Genomic DNA, 21703 nt, shown 5'->3' with positions numbered 1-21703 from the left:
TCATGGGAGTGCCGGTCCCGCACGGAAGGAGGCGCCCTGGCCATGGCACCGACGGATCGCGAGGAGCACGCCGAACGCGCCGGGCCGCCGGCTCGGCTCACCGTACGGACACGTCCCGGGCCGGGGAACGGCCCGGTCGTACTGGCGGTGGCCGGCGAACTCGACCACGACACCGCGGCCCCCTTGCGGGAGGCCCTCGCACGGACGGACGCCTCCGCACGCGTCGTCGTCGACTGCTCGGGCCTGCGTTTCTGCGACTCGACCGGTCTCAACGTGCTGCTCAGGGCACGGCTGCGGCTGAACGAGAGCGGCGGCCGCCTGGACCTGGCGGGGCTGCGGCCGCCGGTGGACCGGATGTTCGAGATCACCGGAGCGCGCTCCATCTTCCGCGTGTACGGGGACGCCGCCGACGCGCTCGCCGACACGGCGGACCCGGCCGACGGACGCTCGGACGCGTAGAGGGGGCGAAGGGACCATGGCGAACGAGGACGCGGGCGGGGACGCCGGCGAGGACTCTGTCCAGGACGGCGTGCGGCACTCCGGCCCGGAGGCCGGGCACGCGGGCTCGCCCCCCGGCCCCGTCGGCGGGCGCGGCCAGATCCGGCGGCTCGTCCTCGGCGGTTCCTCCGGGGCCGTGACGCGCTGCAGGGACTTCACCGCGACGGCGCTGGCCGACTGGGGCTGGCTGCCGGCGCGTACGGCGGAGGGCCGGGAGCGGGCGGACGACGTGCTGCTGATGGTGTCGGAGGTCGTCACCAACGCCTGCCTGCACGCGGGGGGCCCGGAGGAGCTGGTGCTGCGGCACGACGACGGGTGGCTGCGCGTGGAGGTGTCGGACCCCAGCCCCGAGCCCCCTCACGCGGGCGCCCCGCGGTCGCCCGCGCTGCCGGGCGGTCACGGGCTGATGGTGCTGGACCGGCTCGCGGGCGCCTGGGGCTCCGTGGCGAAGGCCGACGGTGCGCCGGGGAAGGTGGTGTGGTTGGAGGTCAGCCGGCCGTCCCGGCCGCCGTGGCGGCGCCGCCCTCGTCGAGCAGACCCTGCCTGAGTTCGCCGAGGATCCGGGTGAGCAGCCGGGAGACGTGCATCTGGGAGAGGCCGACCCGCTCGCCGATCTCGCTCTGGGTGAGTTCCTCCTCGCCGAAGCGCAACGACAGGATGCGCCGGTCGCGCTCGTCGAGCCGGGCGAGGAGCGGTTTCAGGGCTTCGAGGTTCTCGATCAGTTCGTACGAGGGTTCCGTGACGCCCAGGTAGCGCGCGCCCGGCCGGGCGGCGTCCGTGTCGTCACCGAAGGTGGCTTCCAGGGAGCGGGCGGTGTACGCGTGGGAGGCGAGTTCGCCCTCTTCGACGCGTTCCTCGGTGGTGTGGAGCTGGGCGGCGAGTTCGGTGCGGCTGGGGCGGTGGCCGAGCCGCTGTTCCAGCCCGTCGGACGACCTCGCCAGCTCGATGCGTAGCTCCTGGAGCCGGCGGGGTACCCGTACGGCCCAGCTGGTGTCACGGAAGAATCGTTTCATCTCACCGACGACGGTCGGCAGCGCGAAGGCCGAGAAGTCGGTCCCCCGCTCGGGGTCGAAGCGGTCGATCGCCTTGATCAGGCCGATCGTGCCGACCTGGACGACGTCCTCGCGGTCCTCGGGCCGGTGCCGGAAGCGCCGGGCGGCGAACTTCACCAGGCTGAGATTGAGCTCGACCAGGGTGTTGCGGACGTACGCGTACTCCGGCGTGCCCTCCTCCAGCTCGCCCAGCCGCACGAACAGCGCGGCGGACAGGGTCCGGGAGTCGTCCGTGGAGGCCCGGGTCGGCCGGTCGATCTCCGGCAGGCCGGCCAGCGCCTCACGGCGCGTCGCGGCCCCGGCGAGCGGGGGGCGGATCTCGGTGGAGGGCATGGGGCTCCTTCGACGGTGGCGGTGGGCCGGCGCCGCTCCGTAGGGCGTGCGGCGGGGGTCCGTCGGGTCGAGCGTCCTGAGAGAAGGATTCCCGTTCCAGGCCGTTTGACACGATATGACAGGGAAAGCTGCCCTATATGGTCATGCACGAGGAGCCCTCGCCCACCGACCGCTCCCTGCGGTACGACATCGTGGGAGGGACGGGTGTGGTGGCGGAGTGCCGCGACCTCGCGCGGACGGCGCTGGACACGTGGTTCGGCGCCGCGGGTGAGCCGGGCCGGGAGCACACCGAGGACGTGCTGCTCCTGGTCTCCGAGGTCGTCACCAACGCGTGCACGCACGGCGGCGTCCCGTACGAGCTGCGGATGGACCGACGGGGCGGGGCCGTGTGGGTGCAGGTCAGCGACACCAGCCCGGTACGGCCCCGCCCGCACGGCCCACACCGCGCGAACCGCTCCTCGGGACACGGCCTCTACCTGCTCCAGCGGCTCTCGACGCGCTGGGGCTCGGTGCCGCGGGGCTCCCGGGGCAAGACGGTGTGGTTCGAGGTGGAGGTGCTGCCGCGGACACTCCCCCAGGCCGCTCCCCCGGGTCGGCCCTAGAGCGGGGACGGGGGGCGCTCCGGGAAGCGGCCCCGGGCGCGGCGGCAGCCGATCCGACGGACGACAACCTGACCCGCCCGGCCTAAAATGCCCGGAGGCTTTCACGGGGGAAGCGGGGGGAGGGAGCACGGCGTGAACTGGATATGGGTGATCCTCATCCTGTTCTGGACGGGCGGCTTCGCATGGGCGGCCGACAACGTCAGGACGGCGCTGAAGCACCGGCACGAGCGCAAGATGGAGGTCCTGGAGGCGGCGAAGCAGGAGCGGCTCGCCCTGGAGGCCGTGCACAGGACGCCGGAGCCGGTCTGCGGGTGCACGCACCACCTGGCCAAGCACGACAGGCAGGGCCGGTGCCATGAGCGGGTCGAGGTGCCCACCGCCTGGGACGAGAACAAGAAGCCGGTGCGGTACGAGGCGGGGCAGTGCAACTGCCAGCAGTACGTCGGGCCGCAGCCGCTGTCGCAGATCTACGCGGACGAGCTGACCGACCTGGACTGAGCGGCCCGGCCGCGCCCGTCGGCGCCCTCACCCGAGGCGCCGGCGTGCCGCGTACGCACCCAGGAGCGCGCCGCCCACCGCACGCGCCCGTTCCGTCCGTGGTGTACCCATCCACCGGGGCGGCCGAACCCCGTTTGCGGTCCTCCGTGGACCCCGTGACGCTGGGGGTGAGAGGAGAGCACCCAGATGAACAAGGAACCGCTGTACTCGCAGAACCTGACCAAGGCCGTCTGGCGGAAGAGCAGTCACAGCGCGACCGACGGCTGTGTCGAGGTGACCCGCCTGGGCGCCGGGGCCGTCGCGCTGCGCGACTCCCGGAATCCCGAGGGCGGGGACCTGCGGTTCACCGCCGCCGAGTGGGCGGCCTTCTGCGCGGGCGTGCGCGCCGGGGAGTTCCGCTAGCGGACAGCGGGCGGCCGGGCGGCGGTGCGGGCCGCCGACCGGCCGCTTCGCGGGGCCGGGCGCCGAGCCGCCGTCTCCGGTTCACCCGGTCAACCCCCGGGCGCCACACGGTCCTCACCCGCGGTCTGGACCATCCCCGCCATGACCACCGCTTCTCGTGTGCTCCGCGGTTCGGCCGCGGCCTCGGCCGTCGCCCTCGCCGCCTCCGCCGCGCTCCTCGCCCCGGCCACGCCCGCGTTCGCCGCGTCCGACGCCGTCCCCACGTACGAGGTGAAGATCAACCTCACCACGGCGGCGCTGGACGCCTCGCACAACCCGAGCGCCGCCGTCCGGTCGGCCTTCGGCATCACCGGCGCGGCCAAGCCCCGCTCGTACGGCTACTACGACACCGCCGCGCTCGGCCTGGACTCCGAGGGCTGGAGCGTGCGGCTGCGCCACAAGGACGGCTCGTCGTTCGAGGAGACCTACAAGAAGCGCTTCCCCGTGACGGGCGGGGACATCGCCGCGGCCCTGAGCGCCGCCAACGCGGCCGGCTTCGACAGCTCGGACAGCAACTACAAGGCCGAGGTCGACTGGGGCTACGCCAAGCAGACCCTCAGCTTCAGCAACGAGAAGAGCCACAGCGCCAAGGGCTACTCGGGCACCACGCTGCCGTCCGACGCGACCGGCCGCGGCTGGCTCGTCGACGACATCCCCGGGAAGCTGACCGACTGGGGCTCCTCGGGCTGGGGCAAGAGCACCCTCCAGGCCTCCCGGACCCACGGCCCCGTCAGCTCCCAGGTGTACGGCGGAAGCTGGGGCGCCTCGGACGACGCGAGCATCGAGGTGCTGCCGGTGGTCGGCGCGGGCGGGACCGGCACGGAGTACGTGATCGAGCTGTCGTTCAAGACCGACTCGTACGCGGACGCCGCGGAGCTGCACCAGGACGCCGTCGCCGTCGCCGACTCCCACGGCTGGCTCTACCACGGCGACATCCTGAAGACGCAGCTGATCCTCGACCGCTACTGATCCACCCCCACGTTCCTCTTCCCCAGCAGGAGTTCTCATGAATCCGCGCCGCCTGCGCCGGCCGGCCGCCGCCGTACTGCCGCTGTCCGCCGCCCTCGCCCTGACCGCGGTCGCCTGGCCCGCCGAGGGCACGCCGGCCCCGCACGGCTCCCCCGCCCGGGTCGTCTCCGCCTCGGTCCTGCCCGACGTCCCGCTGGCCGGGTTCAGCAACCGGCTGCTGCCGGGCAGCGTCGCCGACGACCGCGGGGTCGACCTGGGCGGCATCGGCAGCGACCTCTACCCGGCCGGGCGGCGCGGTGAGTACTGGACCGTCACCGACCGCGGGCCCAACGGCCAGATAGCGGTCGGCAAGGACAAGCGGCGCACCTTCCCCGTGCCCGGCTTCGACCCGGCCATCGTGAAGATCCGTACCGTCGGCGACCGCGTCGAGGTCCTGAAGGCCATCCCGCTGACCACGTCCTCCGGCGCCCCGGTGACCGGTCTGCCGAACCAGCCGGGCCGCGACGAGGCGCCGTACACCTACGACGCGAGGACCCCGCTGCGCTACGACCCGAACGGTCTGGACACCGAGGGACTGGTGCGGGACCGGGACGGCAGCTTCTGGCTGGTGGACGAGTACGGCCCGTCCCTCGTGCACGTCTCCGCGCGCGGCCGGGTGCTCGCCCGGCACGTGCCGAAGGGGCTCGGTCTGACCGGCGCCGACTACCCGGTGATCGAGTCGCTGCCGTCGATCTACCTCCAGCGCAAGATCAACCGCGGTTTCGAGGGGCTCGCGCTGCTGCCCGACGGCGACCTGGTGATGGCGCTGCAGAGCCCGCTGCTCAACCCCGACAAGGACAGTGGGGAGAACTCCCGCACCACCCGGCTGCTGCGCTTCTCGCCGCGCAAGGCGAAGGTCACCGCCGAGTACGCGTACCGCTTCGACCCGGTCGGCGTCGTCGAGCCCGGCCAGACCAAGACCTCCGAGCTGAAGATCTCCGCGCTCGTCGCGCTGGGCGGCGACCGGCTGCTCGTCGAGGAGCGCACCGACAAGGCGGCACGGCTGTACGAGATCCGGCTCCGGCGCGGCTCGGACATCCTCGGCTCCGCCTGGGACGCGGCCGGCACCAGCCCGGCCCTTGAGCAGCTCGACGACCCGGCGGCGGCGGGCGTCCCGGTGCCGGCCAAGCGCCTGGTGGTGGACCTGGGCACGGTCGAGGGCGTCCCCGGCAAGATCGAGGGTGTCGCGGTCGAGGGCGAGCGGACCCTGGTGCTGCTCAACGACAACGACTTCGGCATGACCGACGGCACCGGCGCCTTCGACGCGGCCGGGCGCCTGGTCGACAGCGGCATCGAGACCCGGCTGGTGAAGGTGCGGCTGGACCGCCCGCTGCGCTGACGCGCCCGGCTCCGTGTGCCGAGGGCCCGCCCCGCTCCCCCGGTTCGCCGGCGGAGCGGGGCGGGCCTCGTGGCGGGTACGGCGCCTTCGCACTGCCCCGGGGGTCCGGGGACCGTACCTACCGGCTCGCGAGCTGCCTGGCGACGGGCGCCGGGACGGCGGTCGCGCAGGAGCAGTCGGGCTTGACGGCGTAGCGGGTGAAGCCGGGGAGTTCCTCGGCCCTGCGCAGCCCGCCCTTGTGGAGGGTCACTCCGTACACGTTCGGTCCGTCGGTGCGCCAGCAGACCAGGGGGGTGCGGTAGACGTCGCCCTCGGGGGTGGTGAACACGGCGACGTAGCCGTCGGCGGGCAGCATCCGCTCACGCTTCCTTCGGTACGGCGCGGAAGAGGCGCCCGTAGTCGGTGACCCGCGCGGCGGCCTCGGCGGCGCCGGCCAGGTGCAGGGCGTGCCACAGGACGGCCTGGTTGGCGGTGAGGACGTGGAAGCCGAGCTCGTCCTCCAGGCCGCGGACGGTGCCGACGGCGCGGATGCCGTTGCCGGCGACGAGGATGGCCTCGGGGCGGGCGTCGGCGACGGTGGTGCGGATCCACTCCGACAGGTTCTGCGGGGTGATCGCGGTCTGCTCGGACGGCAGGCCGACGGGTCCGTGGTGGACCACGGTGAAGCCCTGGGCCTCGAAGTACTCCTGGCCCTGGGTGGAGAGCTTGTCGTCGAACCAGGGGGGGTTGACGATCGCGATCCGCCGGGCGCCGAGGGCGCGGAAGCCGGCGACGGCCGCCCTGGCGGTGCCGGTGACGGGGATGCCGCGGGTGACGGGGGCGAGGCGCTCGTAGAGGGCGTTCTCGCCGTCAACGCCAAGGACGTACGAGGAGCTGGTGAAGCCGAGCACGAGTGCGTGCAGCGGCGAGTCTGCCAGGAGCTTGACGGCGTTGTCGACGGCCGGGGGCTCGACGAACGCCGTGATGGGGTCCTGGGGGATCTTCTCCGCGACCATGTGCCCGCCGGGGAGCATCCCGCCGAAGTCGATGCGCGAGGCGTGGATCGTCACCGAGTCCGGGGAGACGGCCTGGAGTTCGGCCTCCGGGCCGATGTCGGCCGAGGGGACGACGACGCCGATGCGGGTGGTGGCGTCCCAGCCGTCGGACGGCGAGGTGGTGGCGCTGCTCATGCTCTCTCGGCTCCTCATCTGCCGGCGGTGGCGTCGACGGCGGTGTCGGCCTCGGCGGCGAGCGAGCCGCCCTTGACGGTGCCGCTGCCCTCGCTGCTCAGGAAGTTGGGGTGCTTGGCGCGCATGGTGGAGATGACGAAGTCGTACGGGACGTCGTCGAAGGAGCCGTGGTCCTTGAGGAACTCCATGGAGCCCTTGCCTCCCTGGCCGGCGTACGGGTGGTAGAGGGAGTCGCCGGTGCCGTCGAACTCGAGCGCCTCCATGCCGTAGAGGCGGCAGAGCAGCTTGTTGAAGACGGGGGTGGCCTTGACCCAGCGGCCGTCCAGGTAGACCTGGGTGAGGCCGTGGAAGAAGACGTCACCGCCGATGTGGGCGATCAGCCGGGGGCTGGCGAGGTGGTTGCGGACGTCGCCGTAGACCAGCTTGGAGGGGATGCCCAGGGCGCGGACGGCGGCGGCGTAGACGACCGACTTGTGCAGGCAGAAGCCCTGGCCGGCGGTGAGGACGCTGGACGCCTTGAGGCCCCGGGGGCTGAGGTCGGTGTCGTAGACCTCGTAGTCGAGGCCGTCCCGGACGGCGTAGTAGAGCTTCACGGCGTTCTCGCGCCGGTCGGCGGCACGGTCCTTGACGACGGAGTCCACGAAGTTCTGGACCTCGTCGGACTCGTGGTCGAGGAAGTCCGTGGGCCGGGTCAGTGCGTGCAGTTCGTCGAGGGCGATGCTCATGACGGGAGAGCTCCTAGCTCAGAGTCCGAGGAGGGCGGCCATGCGGTTGCGCTGGATCTCGCTGCTGCCCGAGTAGATGGTTCCGGCGACGGAGTTGCGCAGGTCGCGCTCGATGCCGTACGAGGTGAGGACGCCGCGGCCGCCGTGGATCTGGACGGCGTCCAGGGCGGTCTTCACGTTGGCCTCGGAGACGACGATCTTGGTGGAGGCCAGGTCGAGGGAGATGTCCTCGCCGCGTTCTGCCTTGGCGCCGGTGTCGGCGAGCCACTTGGCGGCGGTCTCGACGGCGATCCGCATGTCGACGATCTTGTGGCTGATGGCCTGGTAGCCGGAGATGGGCCGCCCGAACTGGGAGCGCTCGGTGGCGAACCGGATGACGGTGTCGAGCCGGTGGCGCATCTCGCCGAGGGAGAGCGAGAAGGCGTAGAGGATCTCCCGCTTCATCACGTAGTCCAGGACGAGGAAGCCGCCGCCCTCGGCGCCGACCCGGTTGGTCACCGGGACGCGCAGCCGGTCGAAGCTCAGCCGGCCGAGGGGGGAGGTGCGCAGGCCCAGCTTGTCGAGGGGTTCGCCGATCTCCAGACCGGGGGTGTCGCGTTCGACGAGCAGGCAGGTCAGGCCGAAGGGGCCGGGCTTGCCGGTGCGCACGTACAGCAGGAAGAGGTCGGCGACGGGGGCGTTGGTGATGAACATCTTGCCGCCGTCGACGACGTAGTGGTCGTCCTCGCGGACGGCGACGGTGCTGATGTTCATGGCGTCGGAGCCGCCGGACTCCTCGGTGATGGCGTGGGCGGTGATCGCCTCGCCGGACAGGATGCGGGGCAGGTACCGGGCCTTCAGCTCGGCGGAGCCGAACTTCTCCAGCGGGGTGGCGAGGGAGACGATCTGCGTCGAGGTGGAGAAGGCGATGCCGGCGTCGCGGCAGTGGTAGCCGAGGCCTTCGAGGGCCTTCATGGTCTCGGTGAAGCTGCGTCCGCTGCCGCCGTGCTCCTCCTTGAAGGGGGTGCGCAGGATGCCGCTGTCCCTGATCGCCTGCCACTTGGCGCGGGAGAAGACGCCGCCTGCGTCCAGCTCCGCGAGGTCGGCGTTCAGGACGTCGGCATAGGGGGCGACGAGTTCGGTGAGCGGGCCGTCCCGGTCGGTCAGGGGCGGCAGTACATCGGCGGTCACGGTCTTCCTTCCTGGATGCGGGCGGGGCGTGCGTCCCCGGCCGGGCCATGTCGCGCCGACGGCCCGGCCGGGGAACGCGGGGCGGCCTAGTACTGGGAGAAGCCGTCCTCGGAGAGTCTGTGCTGCTCCGCGCCCGTGAGCGGCGGGTTGAAGACCGAGATGAGGTGCAGGTCCTCGTGCTCGGAGGCTATGAGGTAGTGCGGGTCGTGCTCGTCGAGGACGTAGATGGTGCCCGGGTTGATCTTGAAGACGGTGCCGTCCTTGTGCACGACCGCGCCGGAGCCGGCCACGCAGTAGCAGGCCTCCAGGTGGTTGCGGTACTGGAGGGCGGAGTTGGTGCCCTTGCGGACCAGCGTCTTGCAGACGGTGAAGCCCATCTTGTCGGCGTCGGTCAGCAGCCGGTGGCTGGTGCCGTTGCCCCACTCGACCGGGGTGACGTCCTCGAGCGTGCGCGTGAACATGCGTGACTCCTCTGCGGAATGTGCGGAAACCTGGCGGATGCCTGAGGGGGTCGTTCAGAGAGCGGTGTTGTCCGTGATCGTCTTGGTGATGGCGTCGATCGTGCGGAAGTTGTCCGGCCCGATCTCGATGTCGTCGATGGGGACGCCGTAGGTGTTGGCGATGTGCTGGATGAGCTTCACGAGGCCCAGCGAGTCGACGACGCCCGACTCGATCAGCTCGTAGTCGCCGGGCAGGTCCTCGGCGGTGATGTCCTCGCCCTTCAGGTACTGCGTGAGCAGGTGGGCGCGGATCTCTCCGGCGATGTCACGGGTGGGGGCGCTCATGCGCTGATCTCCTCCTTGATCTTGTTGCGGTCCGGCTTGCCGGTCGAGGTGCGCGGCAGGGGGATCTCGCTGATGCGGACGCTGGACGGAATGGCGTGGCGGGGCAGGTTGGCTCCCGCGTACGAGCGGATCGTGAGGGAGTTGAGGCCGGCTCCGGCCCGCTTGGTGAGGCGGGCGTGCAGTTTCACCCCGGCTTCCGGGTCGGGGAGGGCGACGACGGCCGCCTCCTCGACGTCGGGGTGCCGGGCGAGGACGGACTCGACCTCCTGGAGGTTGGTGCGCACCCCGCGCACCTTGACCTGCCAGTCGGAGCGGCCTTCGAGCTGGTAGAGGCCGTCGGCGTTGCGGGTGACGATGTCCCCGGTGCGGTAGAAGACCCGGCCCTCGCGGACGACGAACACGTCCGGGTTCAGGGATTCCTGGAGGTAGCCGGTGGTCTGGAAGGGGGTGCGGACGACGAGTTCGCCGCTGCCGGGTCCGGTCAGCGTCCGCCCCTCGTCGTCGAGGACCGCGGCCTCGACGCCGGGCAGCGGCCGGCCGATCGGGATCTTCCCGTGTGCGGTGCGCGGGTCGATGGGGTGCACGAAGCTGTCGTTGGTCTCGGTGCAGCCGTAGACGTTGTGGAACCGCGCGAGAGGAAACGATTCTGCGGCACGTTTCAGGAGGTCCTGCGGTACGGCGTCCCCGGTGAGGACGACCTCGCGCACCCGCTCGAAGCCCCCCTCCCCCTCGGTGAGGAGGCGGTAGAGCAGCGGCACCCCCTGGACGAAGGTGACCGTGCCGTCCGCGACGAGGCTCCGCAGGTACGGGGCGTCGGTGGCCTTCTCGCGGTCGACCAGGACGACCCGCGCCCCGGCGCCGAGGAAGGTCCACACGTCGAGCAGGGCCAGGTCGAAGTTGAGCGGGGCGTAGGACAGCGAACCGTCCGCGGCGGTGATGCGGAACTCCTCGACGGCCCACGCGGCGAAGGCGTCGAAGGCCCCGGTCCCGATCGGCACCAGTTTGGGGGTGCCGGTGGAGCCGGAGGTGGTCAGGAGCAGCCGGGCCGCGTCGGCGGCGGGCCGGGCGAAGCCGTCCGCGGCGGCCTCGTCCTCCTCCTGGTGCCGGACGGTCAGGGTGCCGTCGGCGGCGGCCGTCAGGCGCGCCGAGACCCGCGCCTGACGGCAGATCCGGTCGAGGGCGTCCCCGCCGAGTTCGGCGGAGGGCGCGAGGACGACCAGGGGCCGGCCGAAGGCGGCGAGCATCAGGGCGACGGTCGCCGGGTCCTTGCGGGCCGGTACGCACACCGGCCTGTCGGCCGGGAGGTCCGCCGCCGCGAGCCGCTCCGACAGGAGCGCCACCAGGGCGGCGAGTTCGCCGTAGGTCACCCGCTCGTCGTTGAGCACGAGCGCCGTCGAGGAAGGCTGCCGCTCGGCGTGCGCGGCGATGTTCTGGGCAAGGCTGGGCGATGGCACGTTTCCCCCGCATGGTCTGGAAAAGACTGGGCCAAGCACCGTCCGGTCCGTCCGGTCTTCGTTCGAGTGAACGCCTTCCGTTCGGACCGATCTGCGCCGGGATCAGACACTACCGAGTTTCCATGCACGGTCAAGCATATACCGAGCGGTCGCGTTGTGACCTAGGTCACCGCTTGTGCATGCAACTAATACTCTAAGTCAAGATCATTAAGTCGGTGCTGCGGACGTGTGAACGCAAAAAGGCCGCGCCCTTCCGTCTCCGGCGGATGGAGACGGTGGGAGGCGACGGCCAGCGGTCGGGGGAGGGATGCGGGGAGGGGACGGAGGCGAGCCCGGGGGGACGGGGGTGCGCTCGGGGTGAGCCCTGGAAGAGGGGGTTACGCCGGGCGGGCGCTGCGCAGCGAGGCCACGGTGGCCGCGAGCGCGGGGTCGGCGCCCTGCGAGTTGAGCGCGCCGGAGAGCACTTCCGCGTAGGTCGCACGGGCGGCCACGTAACGGCTGCGACCCTCGTCCGTGATCACCGCGTAGACCCCGCGCTTGTCCGAGGGACAGAGGTCCTTGAACGCGTAACCAGCACCTTTGAGCCGCTCGACGAGGCGGGTGACCGAGGACTGCCCGAGCCCGATCTTGTCGGCGAGCTCCTGCATGCGCAGCTCGCTGGTGGGTGAGGAGGACAGGTTCTCGAGCGCCCGGTACTCCGAGAGGCCGATGCCGTGCCGGCGCTGGAGCGCGTTGGCGAGCTCCCGCTCGACCCGCGCGTGGAGGGTGAGCACACGGTCCCAGACGGCCTGGTCCGAGGTGGGTGCGGGAGACGTGGTGCTGGCGTTGTTCATGTACCTCTCCTCAAAAGGGGGTTTGACAACAGGTTATATGACCATGCAAGATCCTAGCTAACTCCGTGCCGTACTTAGGAGCTTCATGATCCTAAGGAACTTGCACGCACAAACAACTATGGAGGCATAGTGTCCGCCGAGCAGACACAGAAGAACCAGAACATCGGCTGGGCCTGGCTGCTGTTCTCGTCGCTGTTCGAGATCACCTTCGCCCTCTCCACCGAGGCCACCCACGCCTTCACCCGCCTCGGCCCCTCGCTCCTCACGGCCGCCGCGGCCTCGTGCGGCATCTACACGCTCTCCCAGGCCCTCAAGTACGTCGACGTCGGCGTCGGCTACACCGTCTGGGCCGGCATCGGCGGCGTCGGCACCGTCATCTTCGGCACCCTGATCTACGACGAGCCGATGACGATCTGGAAGGTGCTCGCCTTCGTCCTGATCATCGGCGGCGGCACCACCCTGCGCATCACGGACAAGATCGCCGCGAACAAGAAGGTCGCGGAGGAGCGCGTCGCCGAAGAGCGCGCCAAGGCCACGGTCTGACCCTCCCCCCCTCCCCACCTCACTTCCAGTAGAGAGAGCCGTTCCCATGACCTGGGTCTACCTCGGTATCGCCATCGTCTTCGAGATCCTCTTCGCGCTCGGCACCAACGCCACACAGGGCTTCACCAAGCTGTGGCCCAGCGTGCTGACCCTGCTGGCCGCGGCCGGCGGCATCTACACGCTGTCCCACGCCCTGCTGGAGCTGGACGTGTCGGTCGGCTACACCATCTGGACCGGCATCGGCGGCGTCGGCACCGTCGTCTTCGGCGCGATCATCTTCAAGGAGAAGATCACCCTCGCCCGGCTGCTCTCCTTCGCGTCGATCATCGGCGGCGCCATCATCCTGCGCGTGACCTCCGTCTGAGCCCCCTCATGACGACCGCAGCCAAGGACCACCTGACCAAGCAGGTGGAAGAAGCAGTCCGGATCAGCCGCGAGCACGTCGCCTCCGGCGGCATCCCCTTCTCGGGCATCGTGGTCCGCCACGACGGCCGGGTCCTGGGAACCGGCTTCAACCGCGTCCGCGAGGAGCGCGACGCCTCCGCCCACGCGGAGGTGGTCGCCCTGCGCAACGCCACCAAGCAGCACGGCTCGTTCGCCGTGCACGGGGCGACCCTGATCGCCTCCGGAGAGCCGTGCGCCCTGTGCTACCAGGTCGCCCTGTACTTCGGCGTCGAGCACATCGTCTTCGCCGCCGACCGCGGGACCGCCGCCCGGCACGGCTTCGACTACTCCGGCTCGTACGGCATCTACCGCACCGACCCGACCGCGTGGGGCATCAGGACCACCCACCTTCCGGTCGAGGGACACGAGGTGCCGTTCCAGGAGTACCTGGCCAACCGAGGGAGCATCCACTCGTGAGCACCGAGACCGACGGGACGCCCGAGGCCGCCCCGAGCACCGAGAAGGTACGGATCCAGGTCTGGTCCGACTACGTGTGCCCCTTCTGCATGCTGGCCGAGGGCCCGCTGGAGGAGGCCGTCGAGGGCCTCGACGTCGAGATCGAGTGGAAGCCCTTCGAGCTCCGCGCCGAGCCCAAGCCGACCCTCCGCCCGGAGGACCCGTACCTCCCCGAGATCTGGAAGCGCGCCGTCTACCCGATGGCCCGCCGCCTGGGCGTGGACATCACCCTGCCCACCGTCTCGCCGCAGCCGTACACCCGGCTGGCCTTCGAGGGCTGGCAGTTCGCCGTCGAGCACGGTCGGGGCGACGCGTACAACCAGCGCATGTTCCGGGCCTTCTTCCAGGAGAGCCTGGACCTCGGCCGGCTCGACGTCCTCGTCGGCCTCGCCGAGGAGATCGGCCTCGACGGCCCCGCGTACCGCAAGGCCCTGGAGGACGGCACGTACTACGAGCGTCATCAGGACGCCCTGCGGGACGCCGAGGCGAACCGCGTGCAGGCCGTCCCGACGATCCTCGTCGGCGACACCCGTCTGGAGGGCGTGCCCAGCACCGCGCAGATCCGCAAGGCCGTCCTGGACGAGCGGGCGAGGCTGGCCGAGTCGGTCGCGCTCGACGGCGTGGTCTGTCGCGCCGACGGCACGGGCTGCGCGTAACGCGTCCGCCCTCCACGGAACCCGAAGACCGGAAAGACAGGCACAGCACAGCACCGCACAGCACTACGCACCACAAAGGGGACCCTTCATGACCACCTCCTCGCACCTTCGTGCGCCGGCATTCGACCCGACTCTCCTCGCACTCGGCGAGGAGGTGTCAGAAGCCCTGGCCCACGGCAGACCCGTCGTGGCCCTGGAATCCTCCGTACTCTCCGGCTTCCCCCACCCCTACAACCTGGAGCTGGCCCGGGAGATGGACGCCGGGATCCGTGCCCAGGGCGCCGTACCGGCGCGGATCGCGCTGCTCGGCGGCAAGCTGCGGGTCGGCCTGGACGACGCGCTGCTCCAGGAGTTCTGCGCCGCCGGGAAGGTGCCGAAGGTCTCCACCCGTGACATCGGCGTCACCCTCGCGGCGGGCGGCCCCGGCGGCACCACCGTCTCCTCGTCGCTGCTCGCCGCCGAGCTGGCCGGGATCCGCGTCTTCGCCGTCGCCGGCATCGGCGGCGTCCACCGCGACGCCCCCGCCAGCTTCGACATCTCCACCGACCTCGTCCAGTTCACCCGCGCGCGGACCGCGGTGGTGTGCGCCGGGGCGAAGTCGATGCTGCACCCCCAGTGGACCCTGGAGTGGCTGGAGACCGCGGGCATCCCCGTGATCGGCTACCGCTGCGACGACTTCCCCGCCTACCTCTCGGTCTCCAGCGGCGTGCGCAACCCGCACCGCCTCGACGACCTCGCCGACGTCGCCCGGGCCACCTGGGCCCACTGGCGCTCCGGCAACGACACCAGCGTCCTCGTCACCCACCCCATCGCCGAGGACGACGGCATCCCCTCGCAGGAGATCGCCGACGCGCTCGCCGAGGCGACCGAGCGCGCGGCCCGCGAAGGGATCACGGGCCCGGCGGTCACCCCGTACCTGCTCAAGGCCATCGCCGAAGCCACCGAGGGCCGCACCGCCGACGCCAACGTGTCGGTACTGAAGTCGACCACCGCCCTCGCGGCCCAGTTCGCGGTCCACCTCGCCAAGGAGGAGCAGCGGTGAGCGCGGTCCTCTTCGACCTGGACGGCACCCTGCTCGACACGCCGTCCGCCATCGCCGACACCCTCCACGCCACCCTCGCCGAGCGGGGCCGCAGCGCCTCCGACGCGCGGGTGCGGGCGACGATCGGCCGGCCACTGGCCGCCTCCTTCGCGGAGCTGACGGACCTTCCCGAGGACCACGCCGAGGTGCACGCCTCGGTCGCCCTCTTCCGGCACCTCTTCCGCGAGCAGGCCGTGCCGCGCGCCCGCGAGCTGGTCTTCCCCGGCGTCCGCGGCCTCCTCGAAGGGCTGCGCGAGGAGGGCCACCAGATCGCCATCGTGACCAGCAAGATCAGGCCGAGCGCCGAGGAACTCCTCAAGCCCGCCGGGCTGTACGACCTGTTCCACGCGGTGGTCTGCCACGGCATGGCCGAGCGCGGCAAGCCGCACCCGGACCTGGCGCTGCTGGCCGCCCGGCGGCTCGGCCGCGGCCCGGAGGCGTGCGTGGTGGTCGGGGACGCCGTCGACGACATGCGGATGGCCCGTTCGGCGGGCATGCGCGCGGTCGGCGTCACCTACGGCGTCGCCACCGAGGAGGCCCTGGCCGACGCGGGGGCGCACACCGTCGTCCGCACCGTCGACGCCCTCGCCGACGTGCTCGGCACGCTGACCGCAGCGCCGCTGTCCGCACCGCACTAGAAGCCCGACCCAGCGAACCGTAGAGACCAGGGGACATGACAGCCACACTCACCTCCACCCACAAGCGGAGCGTCACGGGCAGCCTGCTGACCATCTCCGCCGCACAGTTCCTGATCGCGCTGGACTTCTCCGTCATCTTCGTCGCCATGCCCAGCATGAGCGCCGACCTGGACCTGTCCGGCTCCGCCATGCAGTGGGTCGTCAGTGCCTACAGCGTGTTCTTCGCGGGCTTCCTGATCCTCGGCGGCCGGATCGCCGACCGGATCGGCCCGCGCACCCTGTTCATCGGCGCGCTCGCCCTCTTCGGCCTGGCCTCGCTCGCCGGCGGCCTCGCGGCCGGCGCGGCCGTGCTGCTGCTCGCCCGGGCCGCGCAGGGCATCGCCGCCGCCGCGCTGCAGCCGTCGATCCTCGCCCTGCTCAACACCAGCTTCGAGGCGGGCCGCGAGCGGACCCGCGCGATGGCCGTGTGGGGCACCGTCGGCGCCAGCGGACTCGCCGCCGGGGTCGTCGTGGGCGGTCTGCTCACCACCGTGTCCTGGCGGTGGACCTTCTTCGTCAACCTGCCCTTCGCGCTGGTCTGCGTGCTCGCCGCACCGCGCTTCCTCCACCAGGCGGACGTGCGCACGGCGAAGCCGCTGAACGTCCTCAGCGCCGTGGTGTGCACGGCGACCGTGCTGGCCTCGGTGTTCGGTCTGACCTTCGCCGCGGGCGACGGCTGGGGCGCGCCGTCGACGCTGGTCTCCTTCGCCGCCGCGGTGGTCGGCCTGGCCGTCTTCGTGGTGCGGGAGCGCAGCAGCTCGGAGCCGCTGATCGAGCGGTCCCTGCGCGGCACCCGCACCCTGCTCGTCGGCTGCGGCGCGACGGCGCTGTACATGGCGAGCGTCGCCGGCGTCGAGTTCTACATGGTGACGCTCTTCCTCCAGGAGAACCGGGAGATGGCCCCGCTGGCCGCCGGCATCGCCTTCCTGCCGCTGGCCGTCTGCATCACGCTCGGCAACATGATCGCCGGCCGGATCATCCCGAAGGTGGGGGTCGGGGTCAGCACCCCGGTCGCCTTCCTGGTCGGCGCGGCCGGTCTGGTGCTGCTCGCCCTCGGCGTCCACACGACCTCGTACTGGACCGGCATGCTGCCGGGCCTGATCGTCTCGGGCCTGGGCCACGGCATGATCTACACGTCGATGTTCGTCGGCGGCACGCGGGACGTCGACGACGCCAACCAGGGTGTCGCGGGCGCCCTCATGACGACCAGTCAGTACGCGGGCGGGGCGCTCGGCGTGGCCGTCCTGGTCATCCTGCTCGGCGACGGGCCGGCGGACTCCCGCTTCCTGCCCGGGTTCCTGCTGGCCGCGGCGATCGCCGCGGTGGGCGCGCTGTGGAGCTGGCGGGGCTTCCAGGGCCTGCGCGGGAAGGAGACGGCGGCATGACCCGCCTGGGCATCCTCGTCATCCACAACGACCCCGTGCCCGAGACCGAGATCTGGCGGGCGGCCCCGGACGGCACCAGCGTCCACACGGCGCGCTTCGAGTGCCCGCGGCTCGACGACGCCGAGTACACCGGCAGCACGGCGCGGCTGCTCGCCGACGCGCCCGACGTGGTCCGTTCGCTGGACTTCCTCGGCCGGCTCGGCGTCGACCGGATCGCGTTCTGCTTCGGCTCGCCCAGCTTCTTCGGCGGCGAGGGCTTCGACGCCGAGTTCGCCGAGGCCGCCCTCGCGCACTCCCACGGCACGCCGGTCTTCACCTCGGGGCAGGCCCTGACCGAGGCGCTGGCCGCCGTGGGCGTGCGGCGCCCGCTGGTGGTGATGCCGCCGTGGTTCACACCGCCGACGCACCGCGCGGCGGAGGCGTACCTGACGGCGCACGGAGTCGAGGAGGTGTTCGTCCACCCCTTCGAGCTCGGTCCGGAGTGGGCGCACGTCCCTCCGTACAACGCCTTCGACGCGGGCGCCCGCTGGGCGATCGACCCGGACGAGGTGCTGCGCCAGACCACCGCCGCCTTCGAGGCCGCGGACGGCCGGGCGGACGGGGTCCTCGTGCCCGGCAGCGGCTTCCGCAGCCAGGCGCTGGTGCCGCTGTTGGAGAAGGTCCTGGACGTTCCGGTCGTCACCGCCAACCAGTCCGTGCTGTGGTCCGCGCTGCGCGCGGCGGGCGAGCGGGGGGACGAGCGGCAGGGCCGCCTGTTCCGCTCGCACCGGGGCGCGTCCGCCACGCCCTGACACCTTCGCCCGGCAGACCCCGCCGGCTTTCCCGAGCTCCGTGCCCCGGCGCGCCGTCCCCCGCCGCCGGGGCACGGCCATGTCCGCGTCCCGCGCCGGACGACGCGAACTCGCCGGTAGGTACGGGGCATTGACCGGAGCGGAGGTTGGCCCTACCTTCCTCGATAGTCCAGAAAGGACTATCGAGGAACGGGGGCGCCTCCATGGCAGGTGCGACGGACACACACGACGGTCCGCGCCGAGGGCCGGGACGGGAACCGCGGCGGGGTCGGCTCCCGGGCCCGCGCCGAGGACCGCGGCAGGAAGGGCCACCGGCTCCGCGTCGAGCTCCGCGCCTGGCCCGGATCGCCGCGATCGCCGTGACCGTCACCTGCCTCCTCTACGCCCCGATCGCCATGACCGAGCTGTGGCCGTACGCCAGCCCCGGCGCCCCGGCGTTCGGCGAGTGGCTGCTCGGCAGGTCGGTGTCGCCCGGGTACGTCGCCGACGCCGTCCGCGACCGGATGGGTCCGTACACCCGCAGCCTCGTCCCGCTGTTCGCGCACTCCGTCCTCGGCGGACTGCTCATGCTGCTCGGCCCGCTCCAGCTGCTCTCGGCGGTCCGCCGCCGGATCCGGCTCCACCGGGCGGCCGGGATCGCGTACGCCGTCGTCGTCTACGCCTCGATGGCCGGCGCCGCCGTCTACCTCGCGCGCACCCCGCCCCACGAGGCCTTCAGCGGCGCCGCGTTCTGGATCGTGCTCGCCACGATCCTGGCCGGCACCGTCTTCAGCGTGACCTTCGGCGTCCTCACCGCCGTCGCCGGACTCCCGGAACTGCACCAGCGGTGGATGCTGCTCGGCTACGGCTACCTGATGACCGCCCCGCTGCTGCGCCTCGAATGGGGCGCGCTGCCCGTGCTCTACCCCGGGCTCTCCCTCCAGGACGTCAACCGGGTCGCGATCATGCACCTGGGCGCCCTCGTCGCCTTCGGCGCGCTGCTCGCCTCCCGCGCCCTGGACCGGCGCGAGGAGCTGCCCACCGTCACCGGCAGCTGGTGCCCCGTACCGGTGCTGGCCGCCGCCCACGTGCTGGGCGCGGCCGGCCTCGTCTGGCTCGGGCGGGCCTTCCTCGGCCACGGCACCGAGGGCCGCCGGCTGCTCCTCGCCTACCTCGTGCCGTACGTCGTGATCGCGGCCGTCCTGCACCTGCGGGCCCTGCGGGCGGACCGGCGCGGCGCGCACTGGCCGCGCGAGGAGTGGCGCACCCAGCTGGCCGCCCTGTGCCTGGCGCCCGCGCTGTCGGCGGGCACGGCGACGGTGTTCGAACGCGCGACGGGCCTCGACCCGCTGACGGCGCTGGTCGCGGGCGCCGGGATCGGCTGCGGCTTCATGGCCTTCGCGGCGAACACGGTGCTGAGCCTGCGGGTGCTGTACGGGCGGGAGGCGTCGCGGCGCCGGTCGGACGCCGGGGACCCCGCGGCACCGGACCCCGTACCGACGGCGGAAGCCGCCTGACCGCCCATTCCCCGTCCCGCTCCCCCCTCTCCCCCTCCCTCCTCCTTCTCCCTCTTCTTCCCCTTCTCCCTCTTCTTCCCCTTCTCCCCCTTCTCCCCGCCGAGACGGAGCAGCCATGACCAGCACCTCCGGCAGGACGGACGGCCGCGAGCTCGCCCCCGGGGTGGTCGTGCTCAGCACGGCCGTGGCCCTGATCAGCATCGGCGTCGGCGCGCTCCTCGTCGTCGCGAGCGTCACCGGGCACGCCGCCGGGCCGTGGGTGTCTCCCGAGGCACTCAGCCCCGGGCTCCTCGGGGCGGCGATGGCGGGCGTGGCACCGGCGCTGCTCACCGTCGGCCGGTCCGGGAGCTGGGCGGAGGTGCGGACCCTGATCTGGCCGCTCGCGGTCGTGCTCGTCGGCCTGTTCGCGGTGTCGCTGCTCAACGGCGGCGCCCTGCGGGTGGTGTCCGGCGGCCCGATCTTCCTCGTCCTGTTCAGCCTGGGCTGGGTCGCGACGCTCGCCCTGCTGGCGCTGGGCGCGGTGGTCTGCCTGGTGCTGCAGCTGCGCCGGCCGGTGCGGGCCCCGGTCGCGCGGATCGCCCCGCTGCCCGGCTGGTCGAAGCCCGCGCTGGCACTGCTGGGGGCGGGCTGGTTCGGCCTCGGCACGGGGCTGCTCGTCTCGCCCGCGTTCTGGGGCGCCCTGGTGCCCTGGGCGGTGAGCCGGGCCGACGCCCAGGGGCTCGGGGTGTGGGCGCTCGCGCTCGGGGTGGGGGTGCTGGGTTCGCTCGCCGAGGACGATCTGGCGCGCATCCGGCCCGCGTTGCTGTCCGTGCCGCTGGTCGCGCTCGCGGCGGCGGTGCTGCTGGCCGTGCATGCCTCGGCGGTCGACTGGGGCTCCGGGCCGGCCCTGAGTCTGGTCGGTCTGGTCGTCGGACTGCTGGCGACGGGGGTGTCCGGCCAGGTGCTGTGGACCCGGCACCTGGCGGCGGCCACCGGCTGACCCCGTCCCGGCCGTCGGCTGCGTGTACGGTCGCGGCATGTCTGAAGTCCGGTTGACCACGCCCTCGTTCCTGGTGCTCGGCATCATCGACGCGTTGGGCGAGGCCAGCCCCTACGACGTGAAGGTCGAGGCCGCCCGTACGGTGGCGCCGTTCTGGTCGGTTCCGCACGCGCAGGTGTACGCGCAGTGCGACCGGCTCCTGGCTGCGGGCCTGCTGTCGGAGACGCGGCGGGAGGGCGGGCGCAACCGGCGCCTCATGCGGCTCACGGAGGACGGCGTCCGGGCGTTGCGCGGCTGGCTCGACGACCCGGCGTTCGTGCCGGTCGAGGCGCGGGAACGCGGCATCCTCAAACTGTGGTTCGGCGCGAGCCCCCGGGTGCACGCCCCGGTCCAGGTCACGGAGCACGCCCGGACCCTGGAGGAGTACGAGGAGCTCGCCACGAGCGTCGGCGAACTCCTCAGCCGGGGCCAGCGCGAGGCCCTGGAGTTCGGCATCCGCTACGAGCGGATGATGGTCGACTTCTGGCGCTGGGTGGCGGACCGCGAGCCCTCGGACACCCCTTAGGGAGCGTCCCCGGTCTTCGCCGCGGCCTCGGCGGCGGCTTTGGCGGCGGCTTTGGCGGCCGTGACGAAGGCGTGGACGCGTGCGTGGTCCTTGACGCCGGGGGCGGACTCGACGCCGCTGGAGACGTCGACGCCCCAGGGCCGGGCCTGCCGGATCGCCTCGGCGACGTTGTCGGGGGCGAGCCCACCGGCGAGCAGCCAGGCGCCCTCGGGGCGGGCGGCGTCGAGCAGGGAGAGGTCCCAGCGGGCGCCGGATCCGGCGCGGGGCGAGTCGAGGAGCAGGACCTCCTCGCCGTAGGCGCCGACCCGGGTGTCGGGCTTCTCGTTCAGGGAGGTGGCGCGCCACAGGCGCGGGAAGGTGCGGGCCGCCTCCTCGAAGTCGGCCCGGGCATAAGCGGGGCCGTGCAGCTGGAGGGCGTCGACGCCGAGCTCGTCCGCCGCGCGGGCGGCGTCGCCGGCGGCCGTGTCGTTGACGACGAGGACGGACCGCACGTGGGAGGGCACGTGGGCGGCGAGGCGCACCGCCCGGTCCCAGTCGAGGCCGCGGACGCTGGTCCCGCTGATCACCAGGCCGATGGCCTCGGCCCCGGCCTCGGCGGCCACATCGATGTCGGCGGTCGTGGCGAGCCCGCACACCTTGACGAACACTGCTGCTCCTCGCTCGCGGACTTCTCCCGGGGCGCGGGGTCCGGAACCCCTCCCGGACGGCCCGCCTCCCGGGAGC

The 21703-nt window shown here is 72.4% G+C and carries 28 protein-coding genes; 18 read left to right on the top strand and 10 right to left on the bottom strand.

The genetic code is table 11. The features are described 5' to 3' along the window. Positions 1-42: 42 nt before the first annotated feature. Together OG309_RS29855 and OG309_RS29850 are read left to right on the top strand one after the other, a co-directional pair. Positions 43-459, top strand: a complete 417-nt coding sequence (locus OG309_RS29855; protein ID WP_329425501.1) for an STAS domain-containing protein — start codon at positions 43-45, stop codon at positions 457-459. A 16-nt stretch (positions 460-475) separates the two neighbouring features. Further along, a complete protein-coding gene (locus OG309_RS29850) occupies positions 476-1045 on the top strand; it encodes an ATP-binding protein (protein ID WP_329425500.1) in 570 nt (189 codons plus the stop codon). Here the strand turns inward: OG309_RS29850 and OG309_RS29845 are convergent. After that, positions 987-1883 (bottom strand): SigB/SigF/SigG family RNA polymerase sigma factor, encoded by an 897-nt coding sequence (locus OG309_RS29845; RefSeq protein WP_329425498.1) that lies wholly within the window; start codon positions 1881-1883, stop codon positions 987-989. The two genes, OG309_RS29850 and OG309_RS29845, sit on opposite strands and share 59 nt — an antisense overlap. 137 nt (positions 1884-2020) lie before the next feature. Here OG309_RS29845 and OG309_RS29840 point away from each other — a divergent pair, with 137 nt between their 5' ends. From OG309_RS29840 to OG309_RS29820, 5 genes are all read left to right on the top strand, one after another. Continuing rightward, positions 2021-2485, top strand: coding sequence for an ATP-binding protein (locus OG309_RS29840; RefSeq protein WP_329425496.1), 465 nt, complete (start codon positions 2021-2023; stop codon positions 2483-2485). Between the two features lie 132 nt (positions 2486-2617). Then, positions 2618-2983 carry a hypothetical protein gene (locus OG309_RS29835; protein WP_329425495.1) on the top strand — a complete coding sequence of 122 codons (366 nt, stop codon included), beginning with the start codon at positions 2618-2620 and terminating at the stop codon, positions 2981-2983. Positions 2984-3169: 186 nt separating this feature from the next. Further along, a complete protein-coding gene (locus OG309_RS29830; protein WP_329425493.1) occupies positions 3170-3385 on the top strand; it encodes a DUF397 domain-containing protein in 216 nt (71 codons plus the stop codon). A 141-nt stretch (positions 3386-3526) separates the two neighbouring features. Further along, positions 3527-4393: a hypothetical protein gene (locus OG309_RS29825; RefSeq protein ID WP_329425492.1), complete on the top strand. Its 867-nt coding sequence runs from the start codon at positions 3527-3529 to the stop codon at positions 4391-4393. Positions 4394-4430: 37 nt separating this feature from the next. Further along, entirely contained in the window at positions 4431-5771 is a 1341-nt protein-coding gene (locus OG309_RS29820) for an esterase-like activity of phytase family protein (RefSeq protein WP_329425490.1), read from the top strand. Between the two features lie 118 nt (positions 5772-5889). On the opposite strand, the gene OG309_RS29815 is transcribed toward OG309_RS29820, so the two are convergent. The 8 genes from OG309_RS29815 to OG309_RS29780 form a co-directional block, all read right to left on the bottom strand. Continuing rightward, complete coding sequence (locus tag OG309_RS29815) at positions 5890-6126, bottom strand: DUF6253 family protein (protein WP_329425488.1); 237 nt, start codon at positions 6124-6126, stop codon at positions 5890-5892. A 4-nt stretch (positions 6127-6130) separates the two neighbouring features. Then, on the bottom strand, positions 6131-6940 hold the full coding sequence (locus tag OG309_RS29810; RefSeq protein WP_329425487.1) for a maleate cis-trans isomerase family protein: 810 nt from the start codon (positions 6938-6940) through the stop codon (positions 6131-6133). A gap of 14 nt (positions 6941-6954) precedes the next feature. Then, complete coding sequence (locus tag OG309_RS29805; protein WP_329425485.1) at positions 6955-7665, bottom strand: transglutaminase-like domain-containing protein; 711 nt, start codon at positions 7663-7665, stop codon at positions 6955-6957. An 18-nt stretch (positions 7666-7683) separates the two neighbouring features. Next, positions 7684-8835 carry an acyl-CoA dehydrogenase family protein gene (locus tag OG309_RS29800; protein WP_329425483.1) on the bottom strand — a complete coding sequence of 384 codons (1152 nt, stop codon included), beginning with the start codon at positions 8833-8835 and terminating at the stop codon, positions 7684-7686. Positions 8836-8921: 86 nt separating this feature from the next. Then, the gene (locus OG309_RS29795; RefSeq protein WP_329425482.1) at positions 8922-9296 is read right to left on the bottom strand and encodes an ectoine synthase; all 375 of its coding nucleotides are present in this window, start codon (positions 9294-9296) and stop codon (positions 8922-8924) included. Between the two features lie 54 nt (positions 9297-9350). Continuing rightward, on the bottom strand, positions 9351-9620 hold the full coding sequence (locus tag OG309_RS29790) for a phosphopantetheine-binding protein (protein WP_329425480.1): 270 nt from the start codon (positions 9618-9620) through the stop codon (positions 9351-9353). Further along, positions 9617-11074, bottom strand: coding sequence for an AMP-binding protein (locus OG309_RS29785; protein ID WP_329425478.1), 1458 nt, complete (start codon positions 11072-11074; stop codon positions 9617-9619). The genes OG309_RS29790 and OG309_RS29785 overlap by 4 nt, the downstream gene beginning before the upstream one ends. Before the next feature lie 377 nt (positions 11075-11451). Then, a complete protein-coding gene (locus tag OG309_RS29780; RefSeq protein ID WP_329425476.1) occupies positions 11452-11907 on the bottom strand; it encodes a MarR family winged helix-turn-helix transcriptional regulator in 456 nt (151 codons plus the stop codon). Positions 11908-12036: 129 nt separating this feature from the next. On the opposite strand from OG309_RS29780, the gene OG309_RS29775 reads away from it, so the two are divergent. The 11 genes from OG309_RS29775 (at position 12037) to OG309_RS29725 (ending at position 20980) form a co-directional block, all read left to right on the top strand. Next, complete coding sequence (locus tag OG309_RS29775) at positions 12037-12450, top strand: DMT family transporter (RefSeq protein ID WP_329425475.1); 414 nt, start codon at positions 12037-12039, stop codon at positions 12448-12450. Between the two features lie 46 nt (positions 12451-12496). After that, entirely contained in the window at positions 12497-12814 is a 318-nt protein-coding gene (locus tag OG309_RS29770; protein WP_046908007.1) for a DMT family transporter, read from the top strand. 8 nt (positions 12815-12822) lie between these two features. Further along, positions 12823-13311, top strand: coding sequence for a nucleoside deaminase (locus OG309_RS29765; RefSeq protein ID WP_329425472.1), 489 nt, complete (start codon positions 12823-12825; stop codon positions 13309-13311). Continuing rightward, on the top strand, positions 13308-14006 hold the full coding sequence (locus OG309_RS29760) for a DsbA family oxidoreductase (protein WP_329425470.1): 699 nt from the start codon (positions 13308-13310) through the stop codon (positions 14004-14006). Before OG309_RS29765 ends, OG309_RS29760 begins: the two co-directional genes overlap by 4 nt. 88 nt (positions 14007-14094) lie before the next feature. Then, the gene (locus OG309_RS29755; protein WP_329425469.1) at positions 14095-15048 is read left to right on the top strand and encodes a pseudouridine-5'-phosphate glycosidase; all 954 of its coding nucleotides are present in this window, start codon (positions 14095-14097) and stop codon (positions 15046-15048) included. After that, entirely contained in the window at positions 15045-15725 is a 681-nt protein-coding gene (locus OG309_RS29750) for an HAD family hydrolase (protein WP_329425468.1), read from the top strand. The genes OG309_RS29755 and OG309_RS29750 overlap by 4 nt, the downstream gene beginning before the upstream one ends. A 35-nt stretch (positions 15726-15760) precedes the next feature. Beyond that, a complete protein-coding gene (locus tag OG309_RS29745; protein WP_329425466.1) occupies positions 15761-17149 on the top strand; it encodes an MFS transporter in 1389 nt (462 codons plus the stop codon). After that, entirely contained in the window at positions 17146-17940 is a 795-nt protein-coding gene (locus OG309_RS29740) for a maleate cis-trans isomerase family protein (RefSeq protein WP_329425465.1), read from the top strand. Before OG309_RS29745 ends, OG309_RS29740 begins: the two co-directional genes overlap by 4 nt. Positions 17941-18299: 359 nt before the next feature. Further along, complete coding sequence (locus OG309_RS29735; RefSeq protein WP_329425463.1) at positions 18300-19436, top strand: DUF2306 domain-containing protein; 1137 nt, start codon at positions 18300-18302, stop codon at positions 19434-19436. Between the two features lie 115 nt (positions 19437-19551). Next, a complete protein-coding gene (locus OG309_RS29730) occupies positions 19552-20415 on the top strand; it encodes a hypothetical protein (protein WP_329425461.1) in 864 nt (287 codons plus the stop codon). A 37-nt stretch (positions 20416-20452) separates the two neighbouring features. Next, positions 20453-20980 (top strand): PadR family transcriptional regulator, encoded by a 528-nt coding sequence (locus tag OG309_RS29725; protein WP_329425459.1) that lies wholly within the window; start codon positions 20453-20455, stop codon positions 20978-20980. Here OG309_RS29725 and OG309_RS29720 read toward each other — a convergent pair. Then, positions 20977-21627 (bottom strand): phosphoribosylanthranilate isomerase, encoded by a 651-nt coding sequence (locus OG309_RS29720; RefSeq protein ID WP_329425457.1) that lies wholly within the window; start codon positions 21625-21627, stop codon positions 20977-20979. The two genes, OG309_RS29725 and OG309_RS29720, sit on opposite strands and share 4 nt — an antisense overlap. Positions 21628-21703: the final 76 nt, after the last annotated feature.

The organism is Streptomyces sp. NBC_01268 (assembly GCF_036240795.1).
Taxonomy (GTDB): domain Bacteria; phylum Actinomycetota; class Actinomycetes; order Streptomycetales; family Streptomycetaceae; genus Streptomyces.
The sequence above is the reverse complement of the archived record's forward strand: the minus strand, read 5'-3'. Positions and strand labels throughout refer to the sequence as shown.

Coding starts and splice junctions, on each gene's coding strand:
- OG309_RS29855 (WP_329425501.1), top strand. CDS start 43: ATGGCACCGACGGATCGCGAGGAGCACGCCGAACGCGCCGGGCCGCCG.
- OG309_RS29850 (WP_329425500.1), top strand. CDS start 476: ATGGCGAACGAGGACGCGGGCGGGGACGCCGGCGAGGACTCTGTCCAG.
- OG309_RS29845 (WP_329425498.1), bottom strand. CDS start 1,883: ATGCCCTCCACCGAGATCCGCCCCCCGCTCGCCGGGGCCGCGACGCGC.
- OG309_RS29840 (WP_329425496.1), top strand. CDS start 2,021: ATGGTCATGCACGAGGAGCCCTCGCCCACCGACCGCTCCCTGCGGTAC.
- OG309_RS29830 (WP_329425493.1), top strand. CDS start 3,170: ATGAACAAGGAACCGCTGTACTCGCAGAACCTGACCAAGGCCGTCTGG.
- OG309_RS29825 (WP_329425492.1), top strand. CDS start 3,527: ATGACCACCGCTTCTCGTGTGCTCCGCGGTTCGGCCGCGGCCTCGGCC.
- OG309_RS29820 (WP_329425490.1), top strand. CDS start 4,431: ATGAATCCGCGCCGCCTGCGCCGGCCGGCCGCCGCCGTACTGCCGCTG.
- OG309_RS29815 (WP_329425488.1), bottom strand. CDS start 6,126: ATGCTGCCCGCCGACGGCTACGTCGCCGTGTTCACCACCCCCGAGGGC.
- OG309_RS29810 (WP_329425487.1), bottom strand. CDS start 6,940: ATGAGCAGCGCCACCACCTCGCCGTCCGACGGCTGGGACGCCACCACC.
- OG309_RS29805 (WP_329425485.1), bottom strand. CDS start 7,665: ATGAGCATCGCCCTCGACGAACTGCACGCACTGACCCGGCCCACGGAC.
- OG309_RS29795 (WP_329425482.1), bottom strand. CDS start 9,296: ATGTTCACGCGCACGCTCGAGGACGTCACCCCGGTCGAGTGGGGCAAC.
- OG309_RS29790 (WP_329425480.1), bottom strand. CDS start 9,620: ATGAGCGCCCCCACCCGTGACATCGCCGGAGAGATCCGCGCCCACCTG.
- OG309_RS29780 (WP_329425476.1), bottom strand. CDS start 11,907: ATGAACAACGCCAGCACCACGTCTCCCGCACCCACCTCGGACCAGGCC.
- OG309_RS29770 (WP_046908007.1), top strand. CDS start 12,497: ATGACCTGGGTCTACCTCGGTATCGCCATCGTCTTCGAGATCCTCTTC.
- OG309_RS29765 (WP_329425472.1), top strand. CDS start 12,823: ATGACGACCGCAGCCAAGGACCACCTGACCAAGCAGGTGGAAGAAGCA.
- OG309_RS29755 (WP_329425469.1), top strand. CDS start 14,095: ATGACCACCTCCTCGCACCTTCGTGCGCCGGCATTCGACCCGACTCTC.
- OG309_RS29745 (WP_329425466.1), top strand. CDS start 15,761: ATGACAGCCACACTCACCTCCACCCACAAGCGGAGCGTCACGGGCAGC.
- OG309_RS29740 (WP_329425465.1), top strand. CDS start 17,146: ATGACCCGCCTGGGCATCCTCGTCATCCACAACGACCCCGTGCCCGAG.
- OG309_RS29730 (WP_329425461.1), top strand. CDS start 19,552: ATGACCAGCACCTCCGGCAGGACGGACGGCCGCGAGCTCGCCCCCGGG.
- OG309_RS29725 (WP_329425459.1), top strand. CDS start 20,453: ATGTCTGAAGTCCGGTTGACCACGCCCTCGTTCCTGGTGCTCGGCATC.